Genomic DNA, 26,395 nt, shown 5'->3' on the forward strand with positions numbered 1-26,395 from the left:
GTGTTGCGGAGGTCAGCGGTAGTGGCGGGCGGCGCGCTGCATGACGATCTCGTCACGCATGCCTTCCAGGGCCATCAGGCGGACCTTGCCGACACCCTGCAGTTCCATGAACCGCTCCGTGTAGAACTCCGGCCCCAGCGCGGTGTCGGCGCGGGATTTGCTGAAGCCGTAGGGCACCACGCCCTTCTCGCCATCCTTGCTACCACCGACATAAAGAACGATTGCCATGTGATGTATTCCTCCAAATTGCTACTGCGTACTGCACTCGATGAGCGATGCTGCGAGCTCATCGAGGGAGAGCTTACCGCGTCGAACCTGACTGGAACGTCACGAAGGCTAATGACGATCGGTTGCATGCAGATGACTGCGGGATCGCAGCAGAATGCTTACGGATCTTTAACTTCCGACTAACGAATCGGGGGTTTCCAGCCAACGGCGCAGCCCCTCGTGGGTGGTTTGGTTGTTCGCGGAAAGCTGGTTTCCCGGGGGCTGGCCGGGAGGGTGGGTAGTGCGGGGACGCCGTGAACCCGTCCCTGGGGGCTTGGCCGCGGCATCCATGCCGCGGACACCCCGCCCCACCCACCCTCCCGGCCGCTGACAGGTTCCTGATGCCTGCCTCCCCCCACGGAAAAGAAAAAAGAAGATCAAAAGCAAAAACAGCTTGGCCGGCTGATTTGTTGCTTCCTGTAGAGCCAAGCCAAGCCAAGCCATGCCCCGCTCGCGAGCAAGCGCAGCGCGCGACCCGCTTTTGCCTTGCTTTTTCTTCTCCGTGGCGGGCCGCGCAGGAAACTGTCAGGGGCCGGGCGGGGTGGGTTCGCGGGACCGTTGGCGCCATGGATGGCGCCATCGAGCCCCCAGGGACGGGTTTACGGCGTGTCCCGCGAACCCACCCCGCCCGGCCCAATCGCATGAACGCATTCCGCGACCACCCACGAGGGGCTGCGCCGTTGGCTGGAAACTACGGCCACCAGCCACGCCCGAACCGGGCGAAATGATCGGCCGCGCGCTCGAACGGGTTGCGCGCACTCACCCCGCCACACAGCAGGTACACCGGCAGGTACAGCGGCCCCAGCACCATGTACTGGTAGACGTGCGCGCGTTCGTGGTCATCCAGCCGGATCAGCGGCTCCACGCCCCACCCCGCCTGGTGTGCATAGGTGCGGCAGGAAATGCCCAGGTCATGCCCGGTGTGCAGGATCACATTGCCCAGGGTGATCGCCCCACCCGGCCCCCACGGCCAGCGATCGAACACCAACGCGCTGTCACGGCCGCTCCAGCGCAGCGTCGCGCCGCCGAGCATGCCGGCCAGTCCACCGATCAGGCCGAGCAGTGAATTGGGGGACGTCCACACCGCGCCCAGCACCTGCAGCGCGCGCAGCCAGACCGGCCAGGGCGTCACGGGAGTCTTCAATCGGCCTCGTTGGGAATCAGCAGCCACAGGATCAGGTAGACCAGGATGCCGGGGAAGGCCGCCGAGCCGATCGAGACCAGCACGAACACGATCCGTACCAGGGTGGCATTCCAGCCGAAGCGATGGGCAATGCCGCCCATCACGCCGGCAATCATGCGGTCGTTCAATGAACGCGACAGCGTGCGCGGCGTGGTGTTCATGGCGGTTCTCCTGGGCTACGGGAAAAAGCAGTCGAGCAAGGCTCGACTCTACACCGCTCCTATGTCTACGGAGCGCGGTGGCGCAGGGCCTGCAGGCGCGCGCCGAACCAGGCGGCTGCAGTCTGTTCAGGCTGCCCCGGGCACTGGATGCGATAGGGCTTGCCGCTCATGCTGCTCTGGCTGGCGGCGCGCTCGATGAACTGCTCGGCGCTGTCCACCATGTTCTTCTTCAGCAGATAATCATACTTGCGCTGCAGGTGCGACCGCGCATCGCTGCCGTCGTACCAGCTGCCATTGCGCTGGAACCGGCACTGGGAGCCGTCCAGGCTGGAGATCAGCTGGGCGATCTCCCGGCGTGCATCCGTACTGGGTGCGGCGTGGGCAACAGGTGCTGCCAGCAGCAGCGTGGCAAGCAGCAGCGTGAACCGTTGCGACATCATTATTCTCCAAGGCAGTCGAGCAAGCTCGACTCTACAAAAGCGAAGCAAGCCTTACACGTCGCGCGCCTTCAACCAGCCATCGATCGTGGCCGGCACTTCGCGCTGCGCGCGACCGGACACGTAGATGCCGATATGGCCGCCACGGAAACTGGACTCGGTGTAGTCCTCGGTGCCCAGGCGCCCACGCATTGCGCGCGAGGCATCCGGCGGCACCAGATGGTCCTGCTCGGCATAGATGTTCAGCACCGGCAAGGTCACCTGCGACAGATCCACCGCTTCCTCGCCGATCCGCACCGTGCCGTTCACCAGCCCGTTGCCCTGGTAGAACTGCTTGATGAAGTCGCGGAACGCCTCGCCCGCCAGGTCCGGTGAATCGAAGATCCACTTCTCCATGCGCAGGAAATCCTCCAGCGCGGCCTTGTCATCGAGAATGTCGAGCAGGCCGACGTACTTCTGCACGTTGAGGCGAAACGGCTTGAGCATCAGGTAACTGGCATTCATCAGGTCGGCCGGGATGTTGCCCAGCGTGTCAACCAGCAGGTCCACATCCACCTGCCGCGCCCAGTGCGAGAGCATGTTGTCGGCGGTGTGGAAATCGACCGGGGTGACCATGGTGATCAGCTTGCCCAGCTTCTGTCGGCGCAGCGCGGCATAGCACAGCGCGAACACGCCGCCCTGGCAGATGCCGAGCAGGTCGACCGGTCCACCACTGCGCGCGCGCAGCGCATCGACCGCGCCATCGATGTAGCGCAGCAGGTAGTCCTCCAGGGTCTGGAAGCGCTCCGAGCGATCCGGGTAACCCCAGTCCAGCACGTAGACGTCCTGCCCCAGCGCCAGCAGCTTCTGTACCAGTGAGCGATCGGCCTGCAGGTCGACCATGTACGGCCGGTTGACCAGCGCGTAGACGATCAGCAACGGCGTGCGGCGGGTCGGTGTCTGTTCGCCGACGAAGCGGTACAGCACCACCTTGTCGTCGCGCCAGACTTCCTCGCGCGCGGTCACGCCGTAGTCCACGTCTTCCACCTGCGGCAGCAGCTTCAGCCCTTCCATCAGCTTGCGCTGCATGGCCAGGGTTTCCTGCATCAGGTCATCGGCGTTGAAGCCCAGCGGTCCTTTCATCGGTCACGCGTCCGCGTGGAAGTACGGGGCGCTGCCTTTGGTGCAGCCTTTTTCGCAGGCGCCTTCTTTGCCGGCGCGGCCTTCTTCGCGGCCTTGCGCGCGACCGGCTTCACCTTCGCCGGCGCCGGCTGTGCCACCGGATCGACCTCGCCCCTTCCGGCCATGGCCGCCACCTGTGCCTGCAGGCGGCGCAGGCTGCGCTCCAGCTCGGCGATGCGGCGGTGCGCGGCGTCCATCTCACTGCGGGTCGGCAGGCCGATCCGTTCACTCATCTGTTCCACCTCGCGCTGCAGGCCGGCGCGCAGGCGCATCTGAGCGTTGCCCAGCGCGGCATACACCTGCTGGAACGGTTCGGACATGGCGACCTTGGCGTAGGCCTCCTCGGCCACTTCGATCCACAGGTCGAACATTGCGCGGGCGCTGGTCAGCTGGCTGCCCGGCTGCTCGTGCTCGGCCAGGCGCTGCTCGAACAGCGCGAAGGCCTCGTCCAGTGCCTGCTTGATCTGATCGACGTAGGCGCGTGAATGCTGCTGGTATTCCTCCTGCGCCCGCAGCAGCGCCTGCCAGCGCGCCTGGTGCTCGCGGCCGGGCCCGAACGCCGGGCTCTGCAGCCACGGACCGGCCTGCAGCTGGAACTGCTGCAGCCAGGCGGCAAACTCCGGTACAGCGGCGCCAGCGTGGGTGCTGCCACGGGCGCCCTGCAGCATCCACTGCAGCATGCCGTCGCCCTGCCCCTGCACCGCCTCGCGCCAGGCTTGTGCCACATCGGCACTGCTGGCGTCGCGGCCGGCGAAACGCGCGGCCACTTCCTGCATGGTGCCGTACCAGCTGCCCGCCTGTTCGCGGAAGCGGCGCACGGCATCTTCCGGCGCGCCCTGCCCCTGCTCGGGCAACAGCTGGCCCCACCAGTCGAACAGCCGTTGCCAGCTGCCGGGGTCGTCACCTGCCGGCGCACCGGGCGTGCTGGCGTGGCGCAGGGCATCGCCCCAGGCGCCGAAGTACTGCCGGGCCAAGGTTTCGAAATCACTGCTGCCGGCGTCGTGGGCCGAGCTGGTCATCGCAGGCCTCCGCAGGGCTGGCTCATGGCTTGGGGATACGCAGGGTCTTGCTGATCATCAGCGACCCGGACAGGGCGAACAACAGCACCATCGGGTGCAGCTGCCACGGGCCGATCTGCCACTGGCCGAACCAGATGTTCTGGCCGATGGCATCGGTACCGGCGGCGATCGCCAGCACGATCACCAGCACCAGGCTGGTCGGGATCGGGGTGCCCTCGAAATACGCGACCTTGCCCTCGTCGCCGGCCAGCGCCTCGGCGGTGACGTTGTAGCGCGCCAGGCGGCTGACGCCGCAGCAGACGAAATAGCTCAGCACCAGCCAGTCCCAGCCGCCCTGCATGCCGCAGGCGTAGGCCAGCGCCGCCGGGGCCACACCGAAGGAGATCACGTCGGACAGCGAGTCCAGCTCGCGGCCCAGGGTGGAGCTGGACTTGCGCCAGCGCGCGATGCGCCCATCGAGGGCGTCGAAAATGAAAGCCAGCGGGATCAACGCCATGCCGAACAGCAGGTAGCCGCGCTCGCCGTCCTGCAGGAAGCGCATTGCGGCAAAGACCGCACCGGTGCCGCAGAAAGCATTGGCCAGGGTGAACCAGTCGGCCAGCTGGAATTCGCGCAGCATCGAGAAGTGACGTTTCATGGGGTCTCACGGAGCATCAAGGCCCACAGGTTACCGCGAGCGCCGCCGCTGGCGACAGCGTTGGCAGGCCCCAGCCTTCACCGCTCCCTCACCTGTCCTCACCGGCGGTGAATTTTTCGCCACCCATCTTGACAGCCTAGGGGGGTGGCGCCTGTCGCGGCTTATCCACAAAGTTGCCCACGCGTAATCCACACCCCCTGTGGACAACCAGATCTCACCGACTGCGACGCTGGACATTTCCTCATCACCCCGAAGCGGGGTTTCCCTACTTCCCAAGCCACAAGGTCGGCGCTATGGTCACCGGCGGACCCGCCGCCGCCACGCCCGAAACTCTGCAACGGACGATGATGATGCTGGATGCTCCCACTCTGGCCGCACAGCTGCGGCAGCCCCATGGCGAGGCCGCGCTGGCGGTGGCTGACTCGATGAACCGCAGCAACAGCGCACTCAACCTGGCCGCGATCGGGCTGCTGGCCGTCGGTACTGGCGAACGGGTCCTGGAGATCGGCCCCGGCAATGCGGCCTTCGCGCCGCTGATGCTGCAGGCCACCGGCAGCCACTATCTGGGTATTGAGCTGTCCACCGCCATGGTCGAGGCCGGCAACCAGCGCCTGGCCAGCGCCGGGTTGGCCGAGCGTGCCGCGATGCGACACGGCGACGCTCATGCGCTGCCGGTCGCCGATGCCGCGATGGATGCCGCGCTGGCGGTCAACACCCTGTACTTCTGGCCGAACCTGGCGTCGGTGCTGGACGAGCTGGCGCGGGTGCTGCGCCGGGGCGGCCGCCTGTGCCTGGCCTTTGGCGACGCCAGCTTCATGCGAAGCCTGCCATTTGCTGCCGACTTCCAACTGCATGAGCTGGACGCGGTGGAGCTGGCGCTGCGTGTGTCGGGCTTCCGCGTCTCGGCCTGGCGCAGCCACCGGGAATCCGCAGCCGGCAATGACGGCCAGATCCGCGAAAAGCACTTCCATCTGCTGCTGGCACAGCGGCGCTGAAGTGGTAGAGCCGGCCGTTCCGCGTTGCCGGCCAGCGGCCAGCACTACCCAGCCTGCACCCGCCGCCGCCAATGCGCGAAGCAGAACACCTGCATCACCAGCATCGCCAGCAACCCCAGCGGCCACGCCCACCACAGGCCGGCCAGACCATGCCGCGCCTGCAACCACATCGCCAACGGCAGCTCCAGCAGCAGTACCGCTGCCATGCCCAGCAACGCTGGCAACATCACCGTGCCACTGCCTCGCATCACTCCGACCAGCACCGCGCTGCCTCCCATCGCCAGCACGCCCCATACCACCGTGCGCAGCTGCGATGCGGCCAATTCGCGCACCTCTGCGGCCGCCAGAATCAGCCCGGTCAGCCAGGGCGCCAGCGCCATCACCAGCAGCACCACCACGCTCAGCATCGCCAGCCCAAGCAGCACACCGGTGCGAGCGATGGCGGGCAGCCGTGCCGTACGCCCCGCGCCCATCGCATGCGCCGCGAGGATGGTGGCGGTGATCCCCAGCGACATCGCAGGCAGTTGCACCCAGCTCATCAACTGGTTGACCGCACCGTAGGCGGCCGTGGCCGTGTAGCCGTAGCGGTTGATCCAGCCCAGCAACACGATTTCGGCAATGGCCAGGCTGAGCATCTGCAGCGATGACGGTACGCCGATGCGCAGCATCGCGCGGATGAGCACGCCATCGAAACGGATGGCACGCAGCAGCTCACGTCCCGGCGCCAACGGGTGCTCCATCCTCTGCCACCGCCACATAAGGCAGGCCAGGGCCAGCAGCGAGGCGAACGCCGCCGAGACTGCCGCACTGGCCGAACCCAGCTGCGGCAGGCCGGCCCAGCCGAGGATCAGCAGCGGCGTGCACAGCAGGCCGACCACCGTTGCCAGCAGCAGCGCATGCAGCGGTGTCTTCGCATCGCCCACCGCGCGGCTCACCGCAGTGGCCAGCCACAGCAGGAAGAACACCGGTGCCGTCAGCAACAGCACGCGTGCGTAGACAATGGACTTACTGAGGACCGCTGCCGGCGTGCCCAACGCCACCAGCAGTTGTGGCGCGAAGCCGCCGCCCACAGCCATCACCAGCACCGACAGCAGCAGGATCAGCGCCACCGCGCTGCCAGCCACGGCGCGTGCCTGCTGCGGGCGGCCCGCGCCCCAAGCCTGGCCGATCAGCACCATCGCACCGGTCGCCAGGCCCATTACCAGGGCCAACAGCAGGAAGAAGACCGGAAAGAACGCAGCCGCTGCAGCCACTGCCTGTGTGCCGAGCAGATGGCCGAGGTAAATGTTGTCCAGCGTGCCTGCGGCCAGCTGCAGCGCATTGGTCAGCAGCATCGGCAGCAGCAGGGTCAGATAGGTGCGCCACAGCGGGGGTGCTGCCGGAGGTATCGGATGTACAGGGGTGCTCATGGGGTTCTCTGGGCAACGCGCCGCCCTGCCCGGCGTTTCCGCCAGCAAAGCACGCACAGGGGAAGCGGGCCTGGACCCGCGGTCAGGTGGGGCCGTCGCTCAGGAACGGCGCGATGGCTCAGCCGTCGGCGTGGTCCGCAGGATCGTCGAAGGCCAGGCGCAGGGCGTGGGCGCGTACATCCTCGGGCCAACTCCGTAGCGCTGCTTCCAGGCCCGCGCGGTCATGCGCGAACAGGACGCGGATGGCTTCCTCGAAGCCAGGCAGGTCACCAGCGATGGCCTGCAGGAAGTGATAGGCACGCTCGCTGTCACGACGCTGGCGGTCCTTGTCAGCACCGGCACGGCTGGCCGCCTCCACCAGCCTGCGCAGCACCACCGAGGCACCGCCAGGCTGCTCGGCCAGCCACGCCCAATGGCGCGGCAGCAAGGTCACTTCTCGGGCGACCACACCCAGCTTGGGGCGGCCACGGCCACGTGGGGTTGCGGGCGCCTCTTCGGCCGTGACGTCGGCATCCGTCTCCACGGCGGCGGGAAACGCTTCGTTTACCCGCGCCAGGAGTTCTGCGTCGCTGCCACGCGTATCGAAATCACGGGTGCGGCCGGTGGCGTTGTCGAACACCAGCAGCGGACCGGCAGCGTTGTTGGCACGCAGCTGCTTCAGCGCCAGCGCGGCCACTTCCGGCGTACCGGAAGCGACCAGGTGATGGCCGTCGAAACAACTGAAGGGAGGAAGTCGGGACGCAGGCATGGCAACGGCATCAGAGGCGGTGCGCGAATATTGCCCGGGTAATTCTCTCCCGTCAATATTGCCCGGGTATTAATATGCCAGAAGAGCGTGCCGACCAAAGGTTGGCAGCTACCCGATTTCCCGGCTCACAGGCGGCTGAAGGACCAGCTCACCATGCGCCCGTCCTTGTACGGCATCACGCCGTGGAACGGGCGCGGGTCGGCGTCGAACACCAGCGGCAGGAAGTTGCGGTCGCCCTCCCACATCGGCAGGGTGTCCAGCTTGTCCAGGTCCACCCACTCCAGCGTGCCTTCGTGGTTGCCGCCGTGCGGGGTGCCCTCGAATCCATCGATGACGAACACGAAACCCAGCCAATCCTCGCCGTGCTTGCCGAAGCCTGGCCAGCTGATGGTGCCGCGCAGGCGCATGTCCGTGCAGTCGATGCCGGCTTCCTCGGCGATCTCGCGGCGCATGCCAGCCGCCACATCTTCGGTGGGTTCGATCTTGCCGCCCAGGCCGTTGTACTTGCCCAGGTGATGGTCACCGGGACGGGTGTTGCGGTGGATCATCAGCACCTGGCGACGATCGGGCGACAGCACATAGCCCAGGGTGGCGACGATCGGGGTATACGGCATGGCAGCATCCAGCGGCAGGTCAGCCGTGGATTATGGCCGATCAGCGCACCAGCGACAGGTGGCGCTCTGCCGGCGTGCTGGCGCCGTCGGGATCGCGGCGCAGGGTGGCGACGCCGTGGCCACGTTCGGCCAGGTATTCCAGCCACTTGCCGAGGAAGGTGTTCATCCGCATGCGGTGGCTGATCAGCTCCGCCGGCGGCGGGTACAGACCCATCGTGTCCTGCCAGCGGCGGCCGACGTAGCAATGGGTGGTCTCGGCCTGGCGCGCGTCACGGTACAGACGCACATAGGCCGACGGATCCGGCTCACCGGTGACCGGGTCGGCCAGGTCGTAGGTCAGGCGCAGTTCCACCGTGTAGCGGTGGCACTCGATCACGTCCAGGCGGACATCCAGGCCGTCGCCGATCGAGGAAATGTAGCTGCCCGCCACCAGTCCGGCCGGTTCGAACAGACGCACCAGATGGCGGTAGTTTTCCGCGTACAGGCCCATGAGCCAGCTCAGCCGGCTCAGGCGGGGAATGCGTTCGGTGCGGGGCAAGGCTCGGGCCATGGGTCGATCCTACACGTTGGTGCTTCAACGTGGGGGCGCGCGCGTGCAAGCCAACCCCTGGGTAGTGCCGGCCGCTGGCCGGCAGCCCTGCATCGCGGCCGAAGGTTCATCCACCAGCCGGCCAGCGGCCGGCTCTACCAGATGAGGATCAATACAGCTCGCGCTGCAGCCCCAGCGTGGCCAGCACCTTGCTGGAAATCTCCTCGATCGAGGTATGGGTGGTGCTCAGGGTCGGGATCCGCTCCATCTGGAACATCACCTCGGCCGCAGCCACCTCGCGCTTGCAGGTGTCCAGGTTTGCGTAGCGCGAGTTCGGGCGGCGCTCCTGGCGGATCTGCTGCAGCCGGTCCGGGTCGATGGTCAGGCCGAACAGCTTGCGCCGGTAGTTGCGCAGGCGCGGCGGCAGGCGGTCGCTTTCCAGATCCTCGTCGGTCAGCGGGTAATTGGCCGCGCGCACCCCGTAATGCAGGGCCAGGTAGATGCAGGTGGGCGTCTTGCCGGCGCGTGACACCGCCACCAGGATCACGTCGGCATCGTCGTAGTTCACCGCGATGCCGTCGTCATGGGTCAGGGCGAAGTTCATCGCGTTGATGCGGCGGTGGTAGGTGTCGAAATCGACCATGCCGTGGGCCTGGCCGACCCGGGCCAGGCGCGGACTGGCCAGTTCACGCTCCAATGGCTCGATGAACGGCGCGAACACATCGAGCATCAGCGCGCCGCTGTCGGCCAGGATCAGGCTCAGGCTCTGGTCCACGCAGGAGTTCACCACGATCGGCCGGACCTGGTACCGCTCCCCTGCCGCCTGGATCCGGGCACAGGCTTCACGCGCTTTTTCGGGGTCGTCGACAAACGACATGCGATCGGTAATGAAGCTGAACCCGGAGAACTGGGTAAGCAGGCTATGCCCAATGGTTTCAGCGGTGATACCGGTTCCATCGGAAACGTAGAACACCGGACGGATGGTCGACATGCGCGCTTTTACCCCCTACGAAGCCTAAAAAGGCCGCCAGCACAAGCTTGTGCCGACGGTACTCTGCCCGGCATCATATCGGCTTCTTCCTACGGACGCGGCCATTCCAGCCCGCCTCGGGCGATGGCCAAACGGAGCATCGCGCTTGAACGAGAACATCCTGTGGTTGCACGAACTGCGTCTGGCCGACCTGGCCCGCGTAGGCGGCAAGAATTCGTCGCTGGGCGAGATGATCGGCAACCTGGCCGGTCTGGGCGTTTCGGTGCCGGGCGGTTATGCCACCACCGCTGAAGCCTTCAAGGACTTCATCGCGCACAACGATCTGTCCAAGCGCATCTTCGACAAGCTGGCCACGCTGGACGTCGAGGACGTCAACGCGCTGACCGCAGCGGGCAAGGAAATCCGCACCTGGGTGATCGATGCCCCGCTGCAGCCGCAGCTGGACCAGGACATCCGCACCGCCTACGCCCAGCTGAGCGCCGACAACGGCGGCGGCGACGTGGCCGTGGCCGTGCGTTCGTCGGCCACCGCCGAGGATCTGCCGGATGCCTCCTTCGCCGGCCAGCAGGAAACCTTCCTCAACGTCACCGGTGCCGACGACGTCGTGCACAAGGTCAAGGAAGTGTTCGCCTCGCTGTACAACGACCGTGCCATCGCCTATCGCGTGCACCACGGTTTCAAGCATGAGGACGTGTTCCTGTCCGCCGGCGTGCAGCTGATGGTGCGTTCGGGCGTCGGTTCCTCCGGCGTGCTGTTCACACTGGACACCGAGTCCGGCTTCCGCGATGTGGTGTTCGTCACCTCGTCCTTCGGCCTGGGCGAAATGGTCGTGCAGGGCGCGGTCAACCCGGACGAGTACTACGTCTACAAGCCCACCCTGCAGGCCGGCAAGCCGGCGATCCTGCGCCGCTCGCTCGGCAGCAAGGCCATCCGCATGGTGTATTCGGATGTTCCGGGTGAGCGCGTCAGGATCGAGGACACCCCGGTCGAACTGCGCAACACCTTCTCGATCAGCGACGAGGACGTGCAGGAACTGTCCAAGCAGGCGCTGGTCATCGAAAAGCACTACGGCCGCCCGATGGACATCGAGTGGGCCAAGGACGGTGTCAGCGGCAAGCTGTTCATCGTGCAGGCGCGCCCGGAAACGGTGAAGTCGCGCAGCCATGCCACCCAGATCGAGCGTTTCGCGCTGACTGAAAAGGGCGGCAACGTGCTGGCCGAGGGCCGCGCCGTAGGTGCCAAGATCGGTTCGGGCGTGGCCCGCGTGGTGAAGACGCTGGACGACATGAACCGCGTGCAGCCGGGCGACGTGCTGATCGCCGACATGACCGATCCCGATTGGGAACCGGTGATGAAGCGTGCATCGGCCATCGTCACCAATCGCGGTGGCCGTACCTGCCACGCCGCGATCATCGCGCGCGAGCTGGGCGTGCCGGCCGTGGTCGGTTCGGGCAACGCCACCAAGGTCATCGAAGATGGCCAGCTGGTCACCGTCAGCTGCGCTGAAGGCGATACCGGCTTCATCTACGAAGGCAAGCTCGGCTTCGAGCGCACCACCACCGATCTGGGCAACATGCCGCCGGCACCGCTGAAGATCATGATGAACGTGGCCAACCCGGAACGTGCCTTCGACTTCGGCCAGCTGCCGAACGCCGGCATCGGCCTGGCCCGTCTGGAAATGATCATCGCCAGCCACATCGGCATCCACCCGAACGCGCTGCTGGAATACGACCGCCAGGATGCGGCAACCAAGAAGAAGATCGACGAGAAGATCGCCGGTTACGGTGATCCGGTCAGCTTCTACGTGGATCGCCTGGCCGAAGGCATCGCCACCCTCACCGCCTCGGTCGCACCGAACGCCGTGATCGTGCGCCTGTCGGACTTCAAGTCCAACGAGTACGCCAACCTGATCGGCGGCAGCAACTACGAGCCGCACGAAGAGAACCCGATGATCGGCTTCCGCGGCGCCAGCCGTTACGTCGATCCGAGCTTCTCGGCCGCCTTCGCGCTGGAGTGCAAGGCCGTGCTGCGCGTGCGCAACGAAATGGGCCTGGACAACCTGTGGGTCATGATTCCGTTCGTGCGCACCCTGGAGGAAGGCCGCAAGGTCATCGAGGTGCTGGAACAGAACGGCCTGAAGCAGGGCGAGAACGGCCTGAAGATCATCATGATGTGCGAAGTGCCGTCCAACGCACTGCTCGCCGATGAGTTCCTGGAGATCTTCGACGGCTTCTCGATCGGCTCCAACGACCTGACCCAGCTGAGCCTGGGCCTGGACCGCGACTCGTCGATCGTCGCGCACCTGTTCGATGAACGTAACCCGGCGGTGAAGAAGCTGCTGTCGATGGCGATCAAGGCAGCACGTGCCAAGGGCAAGTACGTTGGCATCTGCGGCCAGGGCCCGTCCGACCACCCGGATCTGGCCGAGTGGCTGATGCAGGAAGGCATCGAGTCGGTGTCGCTGAACCCGGACACCGTGGTCGATACCTGGCTGCGCCTGGCCAAGCTGAAGGCCAACGGCTGAGACCGTGATTGCTGAGGGCTGACGTCGCTTTCATCGGCGCCGGCCCATACTTCAGCTGCATGCAAGCCCCGCCTCTGCGGGGCTTGTTGTTTCTGGCGTCTGCGCGCGCCACCTCCCCCGCTGCAAAGGAGCCCGCATGCTCGCCACTGCCCCACCCGCCCCCGCCGCAACACCCTGGTTCCACTCGCTCGATTGGGAACGCCTGCTGGAGACCTACGGCGTGCCATTGCTGGCCGCGATCGTGGTGCTGCTGGTCGGCATGTGGGTGGCACGACGCCTGTCCAATGCGATGCCACGCGCCACCGCGCGCATGGGCGTGGACCCGATGCTGGGTAACTTCCTGCGCAACGTGGTGTACGCCGCGTCGCTGGTGATCGTGGTGGTGCTGGCAATCGGCACGCTGGGCGTGCAGATCACCCCGCTGCTGGCCGTGCTCGGCACCGCCGGCCTGGCGGTAGGCCTGGCACTGAAGGATTCGCTGTCCAACATCGCCTCGGGCGTCATGCTGGTGACGCTGCGCCCGTTCCGCGTCGGTGATGTAGTGACGGTGGCCGGACAGACCGGCACGGTGCGCGAAGTGCGCATCTTCCAGACCGTCATCACCGGTGCCGACAATCAGCACACCACCATTCCGAACACGCTGATCACCGCTGCGCCGATCATCAACCTGACCGCCGAGCCGACCCGCCGCGTCGAACTGGTGGTGGGCATCGGCTATGAAGACAACATCCAGCTGGCGCGCGACACCGCGCTGGCGCTGATGAAGGCCGACCCGCGCGTATTGCAGACGCCGGCACCGGACGTGGTGGTGTACGAACTGGGCGCGCACGCGATCAATCTTGGCATCCGCTGCTACGTGAAGTCGGCCGACTGGTTCGGTACCAAGGTCACGCTGTTGGAGCAGCTCAAGCTGGGCTTCGACAAGGCCGGCATCAACATCCCGTATCCGCAGCAGGACATGCACCTGTACCTGCACGGCAAGGATGGCGGCGTGGTCGAGGCCGACGCGCTGGTGCGCGACAAGCCCTGATCCGACACAGAAATGCCGGCCAGCGGCCGGCACTACCCTGCCCCGCACATCCTGGTAGTGCCGGCCGCGGGCCGGCACCCACCCCATCTCCATACATCGGTAGTGCCGGCCGCTGGCCGGCAGCCTCCGGGATCAGGCGGCGACGCTTTCTTCCAGCGACGCGTAATCGGTGAACCCGACCGCACCACCGCCGAAGAACGTTGCGCGATCCGGCGGGTTCAGCTCCGCCCCCAGACGCAGGCGCTCGGGCAGGTCGGGATTGGCAATGAACGGGCGACCGAAGCCGATCAGGTCGGCCCAACCTTCAGCCAGTGCCTGCTCGGCGCGCTCGGCGGTGTACTTGCCGGCGTAGATCAGGGTGCCCGGGTAGACCATGCGCAGCGCCTGCTTGAACGCCACTGGCATCAGCGGTGCGTCATCCCAGTCGGCCTCGGCGATGTGCAGGTAGCCCACGCCCAGCTCGCCCAGCAGGTGTGCCGCCGCCAGGTAGGTGGCCTGCGGCGTATCGTCCACCGCGCCCTGCAACGTCGTCAGCGGCGCCAGGCGCACGCCAACGCGCTCACCACCGGCTTCTGCAGTCACCGCCTGCACGACCTCGCGCAGGAAACGCAGCCGGTTCTGCAGCGAGCCACCATAGCCGTCGGTGCGCTGGTTGGCCTGCGAATCGATGAACTGGTTGATCAGATAACCATTTGCACCGTGAAGCTCGACACCATCGAAGCCGGCGGCCAGCGCATTGCGGGTGGCCTGCGCGTAGTCGGCGATGATGCCCGGAATCTCGGCCTCGGCCAGCGCGCGCGGCATCGAGTGCTGGATCATCTCGCCCACGCCCGCTTCCGGGCCGGCGCCGGTGGGGTCGACAAACACCTTCACGCCCTCGGCCAGCAGCGCCGACGACGACACCGGCGCGGCACCGCCGGGCTGCAGCGCCACGTGCGAGACCCGACCCACATGCCACAACTGGGCGTAGATGCGACCGCCTGCAGCGTGCACGGCATCTGTCACCTGTCGCCAGCCCTGCACCTGTTCCGGGCTGTGGATGCCCGGCGTCCAGGCATAGCCCTGGCCCTGCGGGCTGATCTGGGTACCTTCGCTGACGATCAGGCCCGCGCTGGCCCGCTGCGCATAGTAGGCGGCCATTTCCGCGGTGGCAACGTTGCCGTCGGCAGCGCGCGAGCGGGTCATCGGCGGCATGACGATTCGGTTGGGCAGGGTCAAGGCGCCCAAGCAGTGGGAGGTGAACAACATGGCGGACATCTCTTGCGGGGGGAGTGCCAGCAAGAATGGGGACCGCCTGCGAAAGGCAACAGGCGTGTTGTGGCAAAACAGTTGTGCCCGGCAGGCAAAGGATGGCCTGGCATGAAGGCTCATCCATGCATGGCGTGGATCTACTCCAGGCGGGGTTCTATCCTGATCGTGCCATGCGCTACGCGGTCATAACAGGTGCGCACCACGTCTTCGCCGTACTTGATCTCCAGCCGGCGCACGATGAAGTGGCCGCGCGCCATGTCCTGGTAGTAATCGGTGAACATCGTATTGAGCGTCGCACCGGCGGCCGCACCCACAATCGGCACCGCCTGTGCGGCGAATTTCTCGGTGACCACCACGCCGAAGCGCGCGGCCACCTTCTCCACCATCTTCGCCAGCAGCTTGCCGGCTTCCTTCGGCGCCACGCCCAGGGTGAGGTCGCGGCCGGTCACCACGCGCCCGGCCAACTCGGCCGACAGGTGGCGCATCACATCGGTGGTGAAGCCACGGGCCAGGTAGTAACCGGTCTCGCTGGCGTCATCGCGCGGCGAGTTGCCACCCAGCGCGAACACCTCCAGGCAGGCCTGGCGTGTGCTGAACTCGGACAGGTCGAAGCCCTCGCTACGGGCCACGTCGGCTACCGCACGCATCATGATGGTGGTCGATACCGGCAGCTCGATGAACAGCGCGGCAAAACCAAAGGCGCCGCCCACCGCACCGGACGTCGCTGCCGCCAGCTTGTGCCAGCGGGTGGATGCCCCCTTGCCGGGCGTGTTGTCCATGCTCCACAGCGCCGCCTGCGCCGACTTGGACAGTGCTGCCTGCACCGCACCGTGGATGCGGCCGGAGACCGAGCTGGGCAGCGCCTTCACCGCGAACTCCAGCGGCGTGCCGACCAGGTTGGCCATGCGCGCGGTCAGGGTCGGTGCTTCCAGCAGGGTCACCGCCCGCTGCAGGTCAGACCAGTCGCGGGCGTCGTGGGCAATGTCGCGGGGGAGCAGGATGGGCTCGTTCATGGCGCCGATCTTAGCGCCAGGGAGTTGAACGGTTCGTCGCGGGGATCAGGGCCCTTTCCGCTGGAAAGGGAACCGCCCCCGGCGCCTTGCCGGCCAGCGGCCGGCACTACCAGTTCGCGTGTCACCCGGTAGCGCCGGGCCATGCCCGGCGGCGGCGTTCAAGCAGTCGGCAGGCCCGACAGCGCGCCCATGAACTGGCGGTAGTGGCGCAGCTCGGCGATCGAGTCATGCACGTCGCTCAGTGCGGTGTGGTTGCTGTTCTTGCCGACGCCGGCGGCCACGTTCGGCGCCCAGCGCTTGGCCAGTTCCTTCACCGTGGACACGTCCAGATTGCGATAGTGGAAGTACTTCTCCAGGCGCGGCATCTGGCGGTGCAGGAAGCGGCGGTCCTGGCAGATGGAGTTACCACACATCGGCGACAGGCCGGCCGGGATCCACTGCGCCAGGAAATTCACCGTCTGTGCCTCGGCCTGGCCGAGGGTGGTGGTGCTGTCCACCACGCGCTGCCACAGGCCCGAACGGCGGTGCTGGTTGCGGTTCCACTCGTCCATCGCTTCCAGCGTTTCCAGCGGGTGGTGGATGGCAAATTCCGGGCCTTCGGCCAACACGTTGAGCTGGGCATCGGTGACAACGGTCGCGATCTCGATGATCGAATCATTGTCGGTATCCAACCCGGTCATCTCCAGGTCGATCCAGATCAGTCGTTCGTTGGCCGCGCCGTTGTCCGCCATGTGTCGCCTCGCTGCTGGGCAGGCGCGCGGCCTACCGGTGGTGGAAAGAGGCGCCCATCATACCCGTTCGCCCCTCAACCCTCGCCGCCGTGGTCTTCCAGCAGCAGCGGTGGCTTGCCACGCTTGGCGCGGAAATAGTTGGTCAGGCGCATGCTGGCGTCCTTGGCCAGCACCCCGCCGTGGATCTCCACCCGGTGGTTGTGGCGGGCATCGCCGAGCAGGTCGAACACGCTGCCGCAGGCACCGGTCTTGGGATCGCTGGCGCCGTAGACCAGCCGCGAGACACGCGCATGCACGATCGCCATCGCGCACATCGCGCACGGCTCCAGGGTCACGTACAGCGTGCTGCCAAGCAGGCGATGATTGGCCAGCCGCTTGCCACCGGCACGCATGGCCACGATCTCGGCATGTGCGCTTGGGTCGTGCGAGGCGATGTTGAGGTTCCAGCCCTCGCCCAGCAGTTGGCCGTCGGCGCCCACCAGCACCGCCCCCACCGGAATCTCATCGAACTCGCGCTGCGCGCGTTCGGCCAGCGCCAGTGCATGGCGCATCCAGTGTTCATCGGCGTCGTGCACCGGTACACCCAGGGCATCGGTCATGGCGGTTCTCGTGTGTCTGCAGGGCCAGGATGGCCGCCGGGGCCGCATTGTACGCCCGGGGCCGTGCAGGCGCCGCTAACGCGCGTCGAAGCGCTCGCGGGCCGCATCCAGCGCCGGGAAGTTGTGCTCGGCCCAGCGGTCCAGGGCGGACAACGTCTCGACCAAGCCGTGCGCAACCTCGGTCAACCGGTACTCGACATGCATCGGCTTGCTGCCCAGATCGCAGCGCTCGACCAGGCCGTTGCGCTCCAGTTGGCGCAATGTCTGCGTCAGCACTTTCTGCGAGATGCCTTCGATCTTCCGCAGCAGCGCGCCGTTGCGTTGTGGGCCCTGCGCCAACGCTGGCAACAGCAGCATTACCCACTTGCCGGAGATCAGTGCCAGCGCATCGCGCGCCGAGCAGTCGGCGGCATAGACATCACCGGGATAGGCCATGGTTACCTCAAGGTACGTAATTGCGACAGTTCGCCGGCATCGCGAGGATGGTCGCACACTCCAACACGCCCTCTGCTGATGCGCGCCCTGATCCTGCTGGCCCACCCCGAACCCCGTTCCTTCAATGCCCACCTGGCCATGCAGGCGGCCGAGCAGCTGCGGCACGACCATCTGCAGGTGGACATGGTCGACCTGTATGCAGAAGGCTTCGATCCGCTGGAAGCGGCCTGGCACCATCCACGGCGCCTGCAGCCCGAACGCTTCGATGCCCAGCGCGAACAGCGCTACAGCGCCGAACACGACCAGTTGCCCGCCGATGTGCGGCATCACCTGCAGCTGCTGCAGGCCGCGGACCTGGTGATCCTGCAGTTCCCACTGTGGTGGTTTGCGGCGCCGGCCATCCTCAAGGGCTGGCTGGACCGCGTGCTGGTCTACGGGCCGATGTACAACAGCCGGCAACGCCACGAGCGCGGCGTGATGCAGGGCAAGCGTGCGTTGCTGAGCGTCACCACCGGCTCTTCGGCGCGGGCGTGCGCGGTCGATGGCCGCGAAGGCGATACCCGGCTGTTGCTGTGGCCGTTGATGTACAGCCTGCGCTACGTCGGCTTCGAGGTGATGGAGCCGCATATGGTGCACGGCGTGCGCTCAGGGCTTGCAGCGGAACGCGTGCAGGCCCACGACGAAGCAATGGTTGCAGCCACCCTTTCCTACCGCGAGCGACTGTCGCGATGGCGGCAGTGGCCGACCGTGCCCTTCAACAGCAGTGAGGACTTCGAGGATGGCGTGTTGCTGCGCGCGGAAGCGACTGCGTACAGTCCCTTCATCCGCCATCGCAACGCCGGATGAACCCGCACCTGCAGGCACGGCCGGAAAGCTTCATACTTCGCATTCCTGCAAGCACCTTGGTGAACATATGACCACCCTCCGTCCCTCTCGCGCTGACGACGGCGCCGCCCTTGTCGATCTCTGGCGCCGCGCCGTCGACGCCACCCACGACTTCCTCAGCACTGAAGATCGCCTGGCGATCGATGCCGAAGTCGCCGGTTTCCTGCCGCAGGCGCCGATGACCGTTGCTGTCGATGCACAGGATCGGCCGCTGGGCTTCATGCTGATCGACGGCACCCACATGGAAGCACTGTTCATCGATCCGGACGTGCGCGGCACCGGTATCGGTCGGCAGCTGCTGCAGCACGCACTGGCCCTGCACCCGCAGCTGAGCACCGACGTCAACGCACAGAACGCGCAGGCCGTGGGCTTCTACCTGCGCATGGGCTTTGTCGAAACCGGTCGTTCGCCGCTGGATTCGCAGGGCCGCCCGTATCCGCTGATCCACCTTCGGCATAAGGCCTGACATCCGTTGGCAGCAACTGCGTGTTAGCGTGGCTGCTTTCGATCAAGGAATGCCGTACATGGATGGTGCAAAAGCCCTGTTGACCCTGTTTGCGCTGGGCATCAGCCTGGTCTGGATCCTGGTGCCGTTCGCCATCTTCGCCGTGCGCAACCTGCTGCGTGAGGTACTGGTCGAGCAGCGTCGTACCAATGAACTTCTCGAGCATATCGGCGGCTACCGCATTCCGAAACCGCAACCCGAACCGACCGTCTGGCGTGCGCCCTGAGCGGGCGCACGCCAGCCGTGGCTCAGGCTGTCGCCTCGAAGGCCGGTGAGTACTGCACCTCGCCCTGAGCCAGCGGAGGCTGCAGGCAAAGCGCCTGGAAGTACTCCGCCGGCACGCCCGGCAACACCAGGCCCGGCTCGGCACGGAAGCCGAAGCGCCCGTAATAGGCCGGCTCGCCCAGCAATACACAGCCATGCGCACCCTGCTGACGCAGTGCTTCAAGTGCGGCGCGCATCAGGGCCGCACCGATGCCCTGCCCCTGCCACGCGGGCACTACCGAGATCGGGCCCAGACCAAACCAGCCCGCGCTGCCATCGCTGACCGTCACCGGCGACAGGGCAATGTGACCGACCACCTGGCCCTGAGTTTCGGCGACCAGCGAAATGCTCAACTCCCCGCGGGTGCGCAGGGCGTCGACGATGAACTGCTCGGTGTGGCTGCTGTGCGGGGCTTCGCGGAAGGCGGCCTCGGTGAGTGCATGGATGGCGGCGTGGTCGGCCGTGGTTTCGGTGCGGATCATGCAGTTCAAGAGAACGCCTTTGATAATGTGATGAATGCGTGAATTATTGATTTACGTCGCAGATTCAACCGCGAGCAGCCCCTGCCAGCAAGGCCAACGCGACGCCCGAATCCCCTGTGCTGCAATCGATTCGCCGGAATACACCGCATCGGGCGCGTCAAAAAGCCGTCGCGGCGGTGGCGCAGCGTTCCTGACACGCTCCATAATCGAGAAACCTGTCACCCAGGAAGGATATATGGACATGGACGCACGATGCAGGATCAGGCCATGGGAGTAGCGCTCCCTGAAAGGAAAAGGCAGCCGCTGCTGGCGTTGCTCGCCCTTATCCCACTGGCCGCATGCTCGCCCTATGCTGATGCCGAGCGCGACGTCGCCGCTGGTGGGCGCGGCCTGGCCAAACTCAATCCTGCACCAAAGCAGGGCTACGAGCTGGTGCTGATACTGAAGGATGCCCCCGGTCCCTTCGCGGTGGTCGAGGGCGTTGCCCAGTACGACGCACGCAACTACGCAGCATGTGGGCGGATCGTACCTGCAACGGGCACTGCGGGCCGCATCACCAGTCAGGAACCTATCGCACTGCGCCAGGTGGGCGAGAACGAATACCGCGGCACGTTCTACCTCGACCGAATGCAGGACGAGGATTACTACGGGCGTGGTGTCTGCCATTGGGCGCTGACGGGAGTCGGTGCGATGTTGCGCGCTACGACCGGCGAGGCGGATACGCGATTCCTGACGTTCATCGACAAGGAGCGCATGGAGAACGAGTCTCCTCTGACGCTCTACTACCCAAAGTTGATCTATCCACTCGCCGCCACCGTCGCCAACTATGGCGCCAGTGGCGAGGAGAATCCATCAGAGTACAGCGAAGATCTGCGCGACGCGCTGTTCTCGACCACCACCACTGTGCAGAAACTCGCGCCATGAGCTGCCAGTTCAACCATTCCTACCCCCAAGGAGGCCGACATTGCGCCACAAGATGATCCCGTGCCTTGCTCTGCTTCTATTGACCGCCTGCAATCCGGAGACCGCCATGAACCAGGAACGTGCCGCTGCTGAAGCCGATGTCGCCCAGGGTGGGCGTGGCCTCGCCAAGCTCAACCCCAGCCCGCGCAAGGCCTATGAACTGGTGCTGCGCCTGAAGGATGCACCCGGTGAGTTCGCGGTGGTTGAAGGTGTCGCGCAGTACGACGTGACCAACGAAGACCAGTGCGGGCACATCGAACCGGCCACCGGTACCGCCGCACGCATCACCAGCCAGGAACCGGTGGAGCTGCGCAAGGTCGCCGACGGCGAATACCGCGGCACCGTGTACCTCGACCGGATGCTGGATGAGGACTACTACGGTCGTGGCGTCTGCAAGTGGGAATTCAGCGGCGCCGGCGCGATGCTGAAAGCCACCGGCGCCGAGGGTGAAACGCGCTTCCTGTCGTTCATTGAGGCAGCGCCGTTCGTCAAAGGCGAGACCGAAACTCGCCACTATCCTCGCGCAGACTATCCGCGTGTGAACGAGATTCCTGATTACGGCGCAAGCGGCCAGGAAGATCCCACCAAGTTCCGGCCTGAACTGCAGAATGCGCTGTTCTCCGCTTCGCTTGAAGCCAGTGAGGTGCGCCAATGAGCCTCAACAGCCAGGACTATGCTGCACTATCCGAAGATGCATACAAGGATTATGCGGTCGGTCGTCGTGCACCTGGTCAAGAAGAGATCGTCCCGATCAACGGCCACAAGTACAAGATTCTTGAGCATGTTGATAATCGACTGAACGGCTATCAGGGAACGATCTACCAGCGAGTCGACACCAATGAAATTGTCGTCGCACATCGCGGCACCGAACAGATCGCACGCGATGCAATTCTGACCGATGGTGGCATGGTCGTCGCCCGCACCAACGTGCAGGCTCCGGACGCCATCGCGCTGACTCAACGCGCCCTCGCCTACGCCAAGAAGGAAGGGCAGGATCTCGGACAACGTCCGCCCGAAGTTACCGTCACAGGCCACTCCCTCGGCGGTGCCCTGGCCCAGATCACCTCGCACCACTTCAACGTCAAGGGCGAGACCTTCAACGCCTACGGCGCGGTCAGCCTCAGCTACCGCATTCCGGAAGGCGGCAACACCATGATCAACCACGTCATGGCTTCCGATCCGGTCAGCGCCGCCTCGCCGCACTTCGGCCAGGTCCGCATCTACGCCAAGCCCGATGAGATCAAGACGCTCGCGGCAAATGGCTTCAGCAATCACGCCCTGCGTGATCTGATTCCAGACCGTCCGATCATCGCGGCCACCAGTTCATTCGGCGCGCACAAACTGGGCAACTTCCTCAACGAAGGCTCGGTGCTGAAGCACCCGGAAACGCAGAAGCTGGCGAAAGACAACGCCAAGATGATCGAGGAGTACCGCGACGACGTGGAATCACTGCGTCGTGGCGTCACCCGCGCGGCACGCGGCATCCCTGGCGGCGCCATCGATCTGTACGACCACATCCGCGGCCCGCTGCAGCCCGGTGAACCAGCACGCCGCGAAGCAGAGAAGAACGGCCATCACACCAGCATGCTGCGCATGGACGATGCCAATCACCTGGGCAACCCGCTGTTCAACGACGCGATCCGTGGCGTGCATGCGCAGGACGTTCGCGTCGGCCGCGTGCCGGATGTGATGAGTACGCAGTTGGCCGGTAGCCTGGCGGCGGAGATGCACGCTGCAGGCGGCAAGCGCATCGACGAGGTGGTGATGAATGCCGATGCTTCGCGCAGCTTCGCGGTGCAGGGCCTGGGCGGCGACCCGGCGCATCTGCGCGTGTCGGTGGACACGGCCGTGGCGATGAACACCCCGCTGGAGCAGAGCAGCCAGCGCATTGATCAGCAAGCCGCGGGACAGCGCCTGGCACAGGACCGCGATCAGCAACTGGAACAACAGCAGAACCAGACCCGCAGCATGCAGGCCTGATGAACAGCGCGGGAGCCGGTCATTCCGGCTCCCGCGTCACTTCGGCCCTCTGCCTCAGGGGCTGGAGGCCACGACCGGCGCGGACGCACCGGCGGTCACGAACAGATCCGGCCCGGAATCCGGGAAGCCACCACAGGCGCGATCGCCCGGTGCTACCGGATCACAGGGCCACTGCGCCCGCGCGACCTTTTCGCGCAACTCGAAGCGATCCCCAGTCCAGACCACGAAGGCCAGGTGCTCGCGGTTCCAGTCACTGTAGGCACGCGGACCGCCCTTCTGCGCTGCCTCCGGGTACTGCACGAACCACCGCATGGCCGGGCCGTACTGCAGCTTGCTGTGGTCCAAGCTGATCCGGCCGTCGCGCGACAGCTGCCGAGCACGATCGGCCTCCGTCACTTGGGGCATGGACGGCATGACATCGGCGGTCACATCCCTCGGCGCGGCGTCCCCGCGAACCTGGTACACACGCTGGGCCACATAGGCCTCGCGGCAGTCACCCGCTGGCACACGTACCGGCTCCGCGCCGTACTCATCGCGGTTGGCGACCCGGTCGCTGCAGGTGAACGGTGCCGACACCAGGTAGAACGTGCTGTCGGCGTCGCGTCCTTCCAGCGAGCGCACCCAGATGTCGCCCATCCGCGCGATGAAGTCCGGGCGCTGGCCGTAGCCCGGCACCGCCTTGAACCAAACCTTCTGTTGCACCTCACGCTCGCGCCAGCTGCGCGGCAGGTGGATGTCCTGCTGGGGCAGCGCGACCAGCAGCGCGGCCAGATGCGCCGGCATCGTGCCCTGGCAGGCGCCGATCAGCAGCTCGCCCTGCGTCGCCAGCCGCCCAGCAAGATCCACCGGGCAGCGGGCGCCAAGCGCACGCTCGGTCGCCTGCTCGGGCGGCAACGGCGCGATGACCAAGGCGGGTGGCGCGGGAGCTACCGCCGGGACGGCTGGCTCGACGACAGCAGGCGGTGCAGCGACAGGCGCCGCCGCTGCGGGCGCAACGGGCACATGCGTCGGGTCTGCAGCCGGCGCCGGCTGCGCGTCCACCACTGGTGTCGCAGGAGGTGTCACGGCAGCCGGTACATCGGGAGCCAGCGCCGCGACAACGGCTTCGGTGGCCATGGGCGCTGCAACAGGTGCCATCCCTGCAGGCGCGTCAACGATCGCCTCGGCGGCGATGGGCGCCTCCACGACGGGCGCCGCTGTCTCCTGAGCCTGAGCCGACGCCGCGGCAAGTCCAAGTGACAGAAGCCAGAGCGGCGGCAGGCGGCGCACGGATGCATTGCAGCAGACAGCGGCGTGCCGGGCATTCGAGGGAACGATTCGCATGTGGTGTCCTTCCGAGTGGGTTTCCATGTCGGCGCCACAGGGCGCCACGCGTCGTACGTAAAGCGCCGGCGGGTCCCCTGCCCGCCGGCATCAGGTGTTACAGGGATCGAGAACGCTGCTCCTGCTCGCGGGCGAGCGCGGCCGCCGGGTCCTGCTGGGCGACACTGGCAGCCAACTGCTGGCTGCTCTGCGCCAGCGGCTGCTGCGCCGCCTGCTCGCGATCGACCGATGCGCGCAGCATGGCCGGATCGCCCAGCCCACCCTGTACCGCAAACAGCGTGCGACCGTCATTGCCGGCCAGGAGATGATCGATGCGCGACAGGCCGGCCTTATGCGCCCCCAGCGCCAATGCGCCAGCGGCATTGTCGAGCTCTTGTACGCTGCGCAGTCCACTCTGTGCTCCCATCTGCTGCAGGCGTCGGCGTGCATCCTCGAACAACGCGTTGCCGGGCTCACCGGTCTGCGACATGTCTCGGGCAACACTCTGCGCCGGCGCACCGACCTCACCCCGCTCCAGCCGCGCCATCACATCCGGCGTCAGCTTCTGTTGCCAGACCTCGAAGCGTTGCCGGCGAGCCTCAATGCCATTGAACGCGCCATTGAGCGCATGTGTTGCCTCGCGCACATCCTCGCGCGCCGCCTCCGGTACTCGCGTCTGCCACTGCCACACCGCAATACGGCCTGCGTGCGCGGGCTGCGCGGCCAGTTCCGGCTGATTCACCAGATCCAGATCCAGCGCTTTGCCGGCACGCTCGTAATTCTCCTTGCCGACCAACGGCAGATAGCCGCGGCCGTGGTACTTCAATGCGTCGCCGGGCACATCATTGCCCATGCGTCCGCCGTACATCAGCTCAGCCAGGTTTTCCGGGCGGCCACGCAGCGCTTCCTGGCGGGCGCTCTCCAACGCAGCGTTGCCATTGCGCCACGCAGCTTCCACCGGGATCTGCGAGATTCCCCGGGTGAAGTTGAAACTTTCATTGAGCCGGCTCAAGCCGCGCGACTCGTGCCCTGCCTGGGCCATGAAATTGGCCAGTTCAAGCGGGGAGTCGATGCCGGCTTTGGTCGCCTGCCGCAACAGCTGCGACTCTCTATCGGTCGACACAGTGCAACTCCTGAATCTTCATCAGCGCGGATTCCCTTCCGCCGGTTGGAGCTTGGCTCATGGAAGCGACACCTCCGCGACACTGGACGGGTCGAAGTCCTCGAACCGCACCCTGCCCAGCTCCGCCACCGAGTAATCCCGGATGTTGGTCGCTTCGGTCTCGATATCCACGACCTTGCGTCTCACCCCGTCCACCCAGCAGGCCTTGTCCGCGGGCGCATAGCGGAACCGGTAGGTGCTGCTCCAGCGCTCGCGGCTACCGCCGTTGGTGATCACGCTGAAGGTGCCCTCCTCGACCATTGCATACGCAAAAGGGTCGCCGGCCAAGCCACCTCGGGTGGAACACGGCACCAGCTTGTCGTTGCGCGCGGCCAGCTGCCAGCGCCCGCGCCCGTCACCGCGTAGCAACAGCAGCACCCGGTTCGGTCCGTGTTGGCCGGGCACCAGCCCTTCCGGCGTCGGCTGGTCGATGACCAGCAGCTGATACTCGATGCCATCGCCGTTGAGCTCGCCCCTGACGGCTTCCAGCAGGTTCGCACCGGACGGAACAAATGCCAGGGCATCGTCCATGTGTGCGCCAACCCTGTCTTCCATCCCCTCCCACTCCTTCAATATCGTCCCGCCGATGCTCGCGTCGTAGGCGGGCATAGTGGCGTTGCCCAGTCACGCCAGTCACCCTGCAGATGCGGATGATAGCTCCGGGAGCACCATGGCAGCGTCGGTGGCATGCGTCACCCGTTGAGCGGAGGGACAGGGTCCTCATGGACGGGAAAGCTCCTGCAATCGGTAGCGCCGAAGCGTCATTTTTCTGACGCCAGGAGAGCTTAGCGCGAGGAGGTCGCTTGCGTCGAAGATCGAAAGCTTGAAATGGCGCTACCAGTCACAGAATCGGGGACCGCATCCACGAAGCAAGACGGGCGCAGGCGGCGCAACACCCCCAAATCGCCTGTAGCTTCACATGCAGTTGTTGAATGCCAGAGGACAGGCTTTCGCATCGGCGTCGATACATTCTCCCACTGCCTTTTCCTCCGCCTCGGGCAGCGTCCGGCCGCGTACGCCTGATATCTCTTGAAAAGTGGAATAGCACACGCGACGTAGACGGATCTGCATTGTGCTCCCGCCGCAGCTCTGCAGTCCCGCAAGGCAATCTAAGTTGC

At 66.0% G+C, this 26,395-nt stretch carries 30 protein-coding genes; 9 read left to right on the forward strand and 21 right to left on the reverse strand.

What is annotated here, in order from left to right:
• Positions 1-12: 12 nt before the first annotated feature.
• The 7 genes from MG068_RS12705 to MG068_RS12735 form a co-directional block, all read right to left on the reverse strand.
• Positions 13-228, reverse strand: a complete 216-nt coding sequence (locus MG068_RS12705) for a hypothetical protein (protein ID WP_005410085.1) — start codon at positions 226-228, stop codon at positions 13-15.
• A 730-nt stretch (positions 229-958) separates the two neighbouring features.
• Positions 959-1,411 carry a hypothetical protein gene (locus tag MG068_RS12710; protein WP_071229598.1) on the reverse strand — a complete coding sequence of 151 codons (453 nt, stop codon included), beginning with the start codon at positions 1,409-1,411 and terminating at the stop codon, positions 959-961.
• On the reverse strand, positions 1,408-1,611 hold the full coding sequence (locus MG068_RS12715) for a PspC domain-containing protein (protein WP_006452007.1): 204 nt from the start codon (positions 1,609-1,611) through the stop codon (positions 1,408-1,410). Before MG068_RS12715 ends, MG068_RS12710 begins: the two co-directional genes overlap by 4 nt.
• A 65-nt stretch (positions 1,612-1,676) precedes the next feature.
• Positions 1,677-2,048, reverse strand: a complete 372-nt coding sequence (locus tag MG068_RS12720; RefSeq protein ID WP_429000102.1) for a YfeK family protein — start codon at positions 2,046-2,048, stop codon at positions 1,677-1,679.
• 54 nt (positions 2,049-2,102) lie between these two features.
• Positions 2,103-3,170, reverse strand: coding sequence for a class III poly(R)-hydroxyalkanoic acid synthase subunit PhaC (locus MG068_RS12725; protein WP_132810375.1), 1,068 nt, complete (start codon positions 3,168-3,170; stop codon positions 2,103-2,105).
• The gene (phaE, locus tag MG068_RS12730) at positions 3,167-4,228 is read right to left on the reverse strand and encodes a class III poly(R)-hydroxyalkanoic acid synthase subunit PhaE (protein ID WP_132810376.1); all 1,062 of its coding nucleotides are present in this window, start codon (positions 4,226-4,228) and stop codon (positions 3,167-3,169) included. The genes MG068_RS12725 and phaE overlap by 4 nt, the downstream gene beginning before the upstream one ends.
• 22 nt (positions 4,229-4,250) lie before the next feature.
• Positions 4,251-4,865 carry a CDP-alcohol phosphatidyltransferase family protein gene (locus MG068_RS12735; protein WP_032130352.1) on the reverse strand — a complete coding sequence of 205 codons (615 nt, stop codon included), beginning with the start codon at positions 4,863-4,865 and terminating at the stop codon, positions 4,251-4,253.
• A 344-nt stretch (positions 4,866-5,209) separates the two neighbouring features.
• On the opposite strand from MG068_RS12735, the gene MG068_RS12740 reads away from it, so the two are divergent.
• Positions 5,210-5,860, forward strand: coding sequence for a class I SAM-dependent methyltransferase (locus MG068_RS12740; protein WP_132810377.1), 651 nt, complete (start codon positions 5,210-5,212; stop codon positions 5,858-5,860).
• Positions 5,861-5,904: 44 nt separating this feature from the next.
• Here MG068_RS12740 and MG068_RS12745 read toward each other — a convergent pair whose 3' ends face one another.
• From MG068_RS12745 to ppsR, 5 genes are all read right to left on the reverse strand, one after another.
• Positions 5,905-7,269, reverse strand: a complete 1,365-nt coding sequence (locus MG068_RS12745) for an MATE family efflux transporter (RefSeq protein ID WP_132810378.1) — start codon at positions 7,267-7,269, stop codon at positions 5,905-5,907.
• 118 nt (positions 7,270-7,387) lie between these two features.
• Positions 7,388-8,017, reverse strand: a complete 630-nt coding sequence (locus tag MG068_RS12750; protein ID WP_132810379.1) for a DUF2239 family protein — start codon at positions 8,015-8,017, stop codon at positions 7,388-7,390.
• A 125-nt stretch (positions 8,018-8,142) separates the two neighbouring features.
• Positions 8,143-8,631: an NUDIX hydrolase gene (locus tag MG068_RS12755; protein WP_049422442.1), complete on the reverse strand. Its 489-nt coding sequence runs from the start codon at positions 8,629-8,631 to the stop codon at positions 8,143-8,145.
• A gap of 40 nt (positions 8,632-8,671) precedes the next feature.
• Positions 8,672-9,181 carry a DUF1249 domain-containing protein gene (locus MG068_RS12760; RefSeq protein ID WP_132810380.1) on the reverse strand — a complete coding sequence of 170 codons (510 nt, stop codon included), beginning with the start codon at positions 9,179-9,181 and terminating at the stop codon, positions 8,672-8,674.
• Positions 9,182-9,329: 148 nt separating this feature from the next.
• The gene (gene ppsR, locus MG068_RS12765; protein WP_006452040.1) at positions 9,330-10,151 is read right to left on the reverse strand and encodes a posphoenolpyruvate synthetase regulatory kinase/phosphorylase PpsR; all 822 of its coding nucleotides are present in this window, start codon (positions 10,149-10,151) and stop codon (positions 9,330-9,332) included.
• 145 nt (positions 10,152-10,296) lie between these two features.
• Between ppsR and ppsA the strand changes: the two genes are divergently transcribed.
• The gene (gene ppsA, locus MG068_RS12770; RefSeq protein ID WP_132810381.1) at positions 10,297-12,675 is read left to right on the forward strand and encodes a phosphoenolpyruvate synthase; all 2,379 of its coding nucleotides are present in this window, start codon (positions 10,297-10,299) and stop codon (positions 12,673-12,675) included.
• Between the two features lie 136 nt (positions 12,676-12,811).
• Positions 12,812-13,705: a mechanosensitive ion channel family protein gene (locus MG068_RS12775; protein WP_050509854.1), complete on the forward strand. Its 894-nt coding sequence runs from the start codon at positions 12,812-12,814 to the stop codon at positions 13,703-13,705.
• Between the two features lie 132 nt (positions 13,706-13,837).
• Here MG068_RS12775 and MG068_RS12780 read toward each other — a convergent pair whose 3' ends face one another.
• The 5 genes from MG068_RS12780 to MG068_RS12800 form a co-directional block, all read right to left on the reverse strand.
• Positions 13,838-14,953, reverse strand: a complete 1,116-nt coding sequence (locus tag MG068_RS12780; protein WP_132810382.1) for an alkene reductase — start codon at positions 14,951-14,953, stop codon at positions 13,838-13,840.
• A 140-nt stretch (positions 14,954-15,093) separates the two neighbouring features.
• On the reverse strand, positions 15,094-15,969 hold the full coding sequence (locus MG068_RS12785) for an EcsC family protein (protein ID WP_132810383.1): 876 nt from the start codon (positions 15,967-15,969) through the stop codon (positions 15,094-15,096).
• A 158-nt stretch (positions 15,970-16,127) separates the two neighbouring features.
• A complete protein-coding gene (gene orn, locus MG068_RS12790; RefSeq protein ID WP_110712728.1) occupies positions 16,128-16,700 on the reverse strand; it encodes an oligoribonuclease in 573 nt (190 codons plus the stop codon).
• 74 nt (positions 16,701-16,774) lie between these two features.
• On the reverse strand, positions 16,775-17,299 hold the full coding sequence (gene tadA, locus MG068_RS12795) for a tRNA adenosine(34) deaminase TadA (RefSeq protein WP_110712729.1): 525 nt from the start codon (positions 17,297-17,299) through the stop codon (positions 16,775-16,777).
• Positions 17,300-17,374: 75 nt separating this feature from the next.
• On the reverse strand, positions 17,375-17,734 hold the full coding sequence (locus MG068_RS12800) for a winged helix-turn-helix transcriptional regulator (protein ID WP_132810384.1): 360 nt from the start codon (positions 17,732-17,734) through the stop codon (positions 17,375-17,377).
• Between the two features lie 78 nt (positions 17,735-17,812).
• Here MG068_RS12800 and MG068_RS12805 point away from each other — a divergent pair, with 78 nt between their 5' ends.
• The 3 genes from MG068_RS12805 to MG068_RS12815 all read left to right on the forward strand — a co-directional run bounded on the left by MG068_RS12805 (position 17,813) and on the right by MG068_RS12815 (position 19,350).
• Positions 17,813-18,580, forward strand: coding sequence for an NAD(P)H-dependent oxidoreductase (locus tag MG068_RS12805; protein ID WP_132810385.1), 768 nt, complete (start codon positions 17,813-17,815; stop codon positions 18,578-18,580).
• A gap of 67 nt (positions 18,581-18,647) precedes the next feature.
• Positions 18,648-19,085 carry an acetyltransferase gene (locus MG068_RS12810; protein WP_032129515.1) on the forward strand — a complete coding sequence of 146 codons (438 nt, stop codon included), beginning with the start codon at positions 18,648-18,650 and terminating at the stop codon, positions 19,083-19,085.
• A gap of 58 nt (positions 19,086-19,143) precedes the next feature.
• Entirely contained in the window at positions 19,144-19,350 is a 207-nt protein-coding gene (locus tag MG068_RS12815; protein ID WP_005410107.1) for a hypothetical protein, read from the forward strand.
• 22 nt (positions 19,351-19,372) lie between these two features.
• Here MG068_RS12815 and MG068_RS12820 read toward each other — a convergent pair whose 3' ends face one another.
• The gene (locus tag MG068_RS12820) at positions 19,373-19,879 is read right to left on the reverse strand and encodes a GNAT family N-acetyltransferase (RefSeq protein ID WP_071227605.1); all 507 of its coding nucleotides are present in this window, start codon (positions 19,877-19,879) and stop codon (positions 19,373-19,375) included.
• A gap of 258 nt (positions 19,880-20,137) precedes the next feature.
• Here MG068_RS12820 and MG068_RS12825 point away from each other — a divergent pair, with 258 nt between their 5' ends.
• From MG068_RS12825 to MG068_RS12835, 3 genes are read left to right on the forward strand one after another with little or no spacing between them, the layout of a single operon-like run.
• On the forward strand, positions 20,138-20,794 hold the full coding sequence (locus tag MG068_RS12825) for a hypothetical protein (protein WP_206138647.1): 657 nt from the start codon (positions 20,138-20,140) through the stop codon (positions 20,792-20,794).
• A gap of 40 nt (positions 20,795-20,834) precedes the next feature.
• A complete protein-coding gene (locus tag MG068_RS12830) occupies positions 20,835-21,488 on the forward strand; it encodes a hypothetical protein (protein ID WP_132810388.1) in 654 nt (217 codons plus the stop codon).
• A complete protein-coding gene (locus tag MG068_RS12835) occupies positions 21,485-22,813 on the forward strand; it encodes an XVIPCD domain-containing protein (protein WP_132810389.1) in 1,329 nt (442 codons plus the stop codon). Before MG068_RS12830 ends, MG068_RS12835 begins: the two co-directional genes overlap by 4 nt.
• A gap of 54 nt (positions 22,814-22,867) precedes the next feature.
• On the opposite strand, the gene MG068_RS12840 is transcribed toward MG068_RS12835, so the two are convergent.
• The 3 genes from MG068_RS12840 to MG068_RS12855 form a co-directional block, all read right to left on the reverse strand.
• A complete protein-coding gene (locus MG068_RS12840) occupies positions 22,868-24,136 on the reverse strand; it encodes a hypothetical protein (protein ID WP_240792075.1) in 1,269 nt (422 codons plus the stop codon).
• Positions 24,137-24,233: 97 nt separating this feature from the next.
• Positions 24,234-25,238 (reverse strand): XVIPCD domain-containing protein, encoded by a 1,005-nt coding sequence (locus MG068_RS12850; protein WP_132810390.1) that lies wholly within the window; start codon positions 25,236-25,238, stop codon positions 24,234-24,236.
• Positions 25,239-25,295: 57 nt separating this feature from the next.
• A complete protein-coding gene (locus tag MG068_RS12855; RefSeq protein WP_010484878.1) occupies positions 25,296-25,832 on the reverse strand; it encodes a hypothetical protein in 537 nt (178 codons plus the stop codon).
• Positions 25,833-26,395: the final 563 nt, after the last annotated feature.

This window comes from Stenotrophomonas sp. ASS1 (assembly GCF_004346925.1).
GTDB classification, from domain to species: domain Bacteria; phylum Pseudomonadota; class Gammaproteobacteria; order Xanthomonadales; family Xanthomonadaceae; genus Stenotrophomonas; species Stenotrophomonas maltophilia_A.

Excerpts from the sequence above, each read along its gene's own strand:
- MG068_RS12705 (WP_005410085.1), bottom strand. The coding sequence starts at position 228 with ATGGCAATCGTTCTTTATGTCGGTGGTAGCAAGGATGGCGAGAAGGGC.
- MG068_RS12715 (WP_006452007.1), bottom strand. The coding sequence starts at position 1,611 with ATGAACACCACGCCGCGCACGCTGTCGCGTTCATTGAACGACCGCATG.
- MG068_RS12720 (WP_429000102.1), bottom strand. The coding sequence starts at position 2,048 with ATGTCGCAACGGTTCACGCTGCTGCTTGCCACGCTGCTGCTGGCAGCA.
- MG068_RS12725 (WP_132810375.1), bottom strand. The coding sequence starts at position 3,170 with ATGAAAGGACCGCTGGGCTTCAACGCCGATGACCTGATGCAGGAAACC.
- phaE (WP_132810376.1), bottom strand. The coding sequence starts at position 4,228 with ATGACCAGCTCGGCCCACGACGCCGGCAGCAGTGATTTCGAAACCTTG.
- MG068_RS12735 (WP_032130352.1), bottom strand. The coding sequence starts at position 4,865 with ATGAAACGTCACTTCTCGATGCTGCGCGAATTCCAGCTGGCCGACTGG.
- MG068_RS12740 (WP_132810377.1), top strand. The coding sequence starts at position 5,210 with ATGATGATGCTGGATGCTCCCACTCTGGCCGCACAGCTGCGGCAGCCC.
- MG068_RS12745 (WP_132810378.1), bottom strand. The coding sequence starts at position 7,269 with ATGAGCACCCCTGTACATCCGATACCTCCGGCAGCACCCCCGCTGTGG.
- MG068_RS12750 (WP_132810379.1), bottom strand. The coding sequence starts at position 8,017 with ATGCCTGCGTCCCGACTTCCTCCCTTCAGTTGTTTCGACGGCCATCAC.
- MG068_RS12755 (WP_049422442.1), bottom strand. The coding sequence starts at position 8,631 with ATGCCGTATACCCCGATCGTCGCCACCCTGGGCTATGTGCTGTCGCCC.
- MG068_RS12760 (WP_132810380.1), bottom strand. The coding sequence starts at position 9,181 with ATGGCCCGAGCCTTGCCCCGCACCGAACGCATTCCCCGCCTGAGCCGG.
- ppsR (WP_006452040.1), bottom strand. The coding sequence starts at position 10,151 with ATGTCGACCATCCGTCCGGTGTTCTACGTTTCCGATGGAACCGGTATC.
- MG068_RS12775 (WP_050509854.1), top strand. The coding sequence starts at position 12,812 with ATGCTCGCCACTGCCCCACCCGCCCCCGCCGCAACACCCTGGTTCCAC.
- MG068_RS12780 (WP_132810382.1), bottom strand. The coding sequence starts at position 14,953 with ATGTTGTTCACCTCCCACTGCTTGGGCGCCTTGACCCTGCCCAACCGA.
- MG068_RS12785 (WP_132810383.1), bottom strand. The coding sequence starts at position 15,969 with ATGAACGAGCCCATCCTGCTCCCCCGCGACATTGCCCACGACGCCCGC.
- orn (WP_110712728.1), bottom strand. The coding sequence starts at position 16,700 with ATGGCGGACAACGGCGCGGCCAACGAACGACTGATCTGGATCGACCTG.
- tadA (WP_110712729.1), bottom strand. The coding sequence starts at position 17,299 with ATGACCGATGCCCTGGGTGTACCGGTGCACGACGCCGATGAACACTGG.
- MG068_RS12800 (WP_132810384.1), bottom strand. The coding sequence starts at position 17,734 with ATGGCCTATCCCGGTGATGTCTATGCCGCCGACTGCTCGGCGCGCGAT.
- MG068_RS12805 (WP_132810385.1), top strand. The coding sequence starts at position 17,813 with ATGCGCGCCCTGATCCTGCTGGCCCACCCCGAACCCCGTTCCTTCAAT.
- MG068_RS12810 (WP_032129515.1), top strand. The coding sequence starts at position 18,648 with ATGACCACCCTCCGTCCCTCTCGCGCTGACGACGGCGCCGCCCTTGTC.
- MG068_RS12815 (WP_005410107.1), top strand. The coding sequence starts at position 19,144 with ATGGATGGTGCAAAAGCCCTGTTGACCCTGTTTGCGCTGGGCATCAGC.
- MG068_RS12825 (WP_206138647.1), top strand. The coding sequence starts at position 20,138 with ATGGGAGTAGCGCTCCCTGAAAGGAAAAGGCAGCCGCTGCTGGCGTTG.
- MG068_RS12835 (WP_132810389.1), top strand. The coding sequence starts at position 21,485 with ATGAGCCTCAACAGCCAGGACTATGCTGCACTATCCGAAGATGCATAC.
- MG068_RS12840 (WP_240792075.1), bottom strand. The coding sequence starts at position 24,136 with ATGCGAATCGTTCCCTCGAATGCCCGGCACGCCGCTGTCTGCTGCAAT.
- MG068_RS12855 (WP_010484878.1), bottom strand. The coding sequence starts at position 25,832 with ATGGAAGACAGGGTTGGCGCACACATGGACGATGCCCTGGCATTTGTT.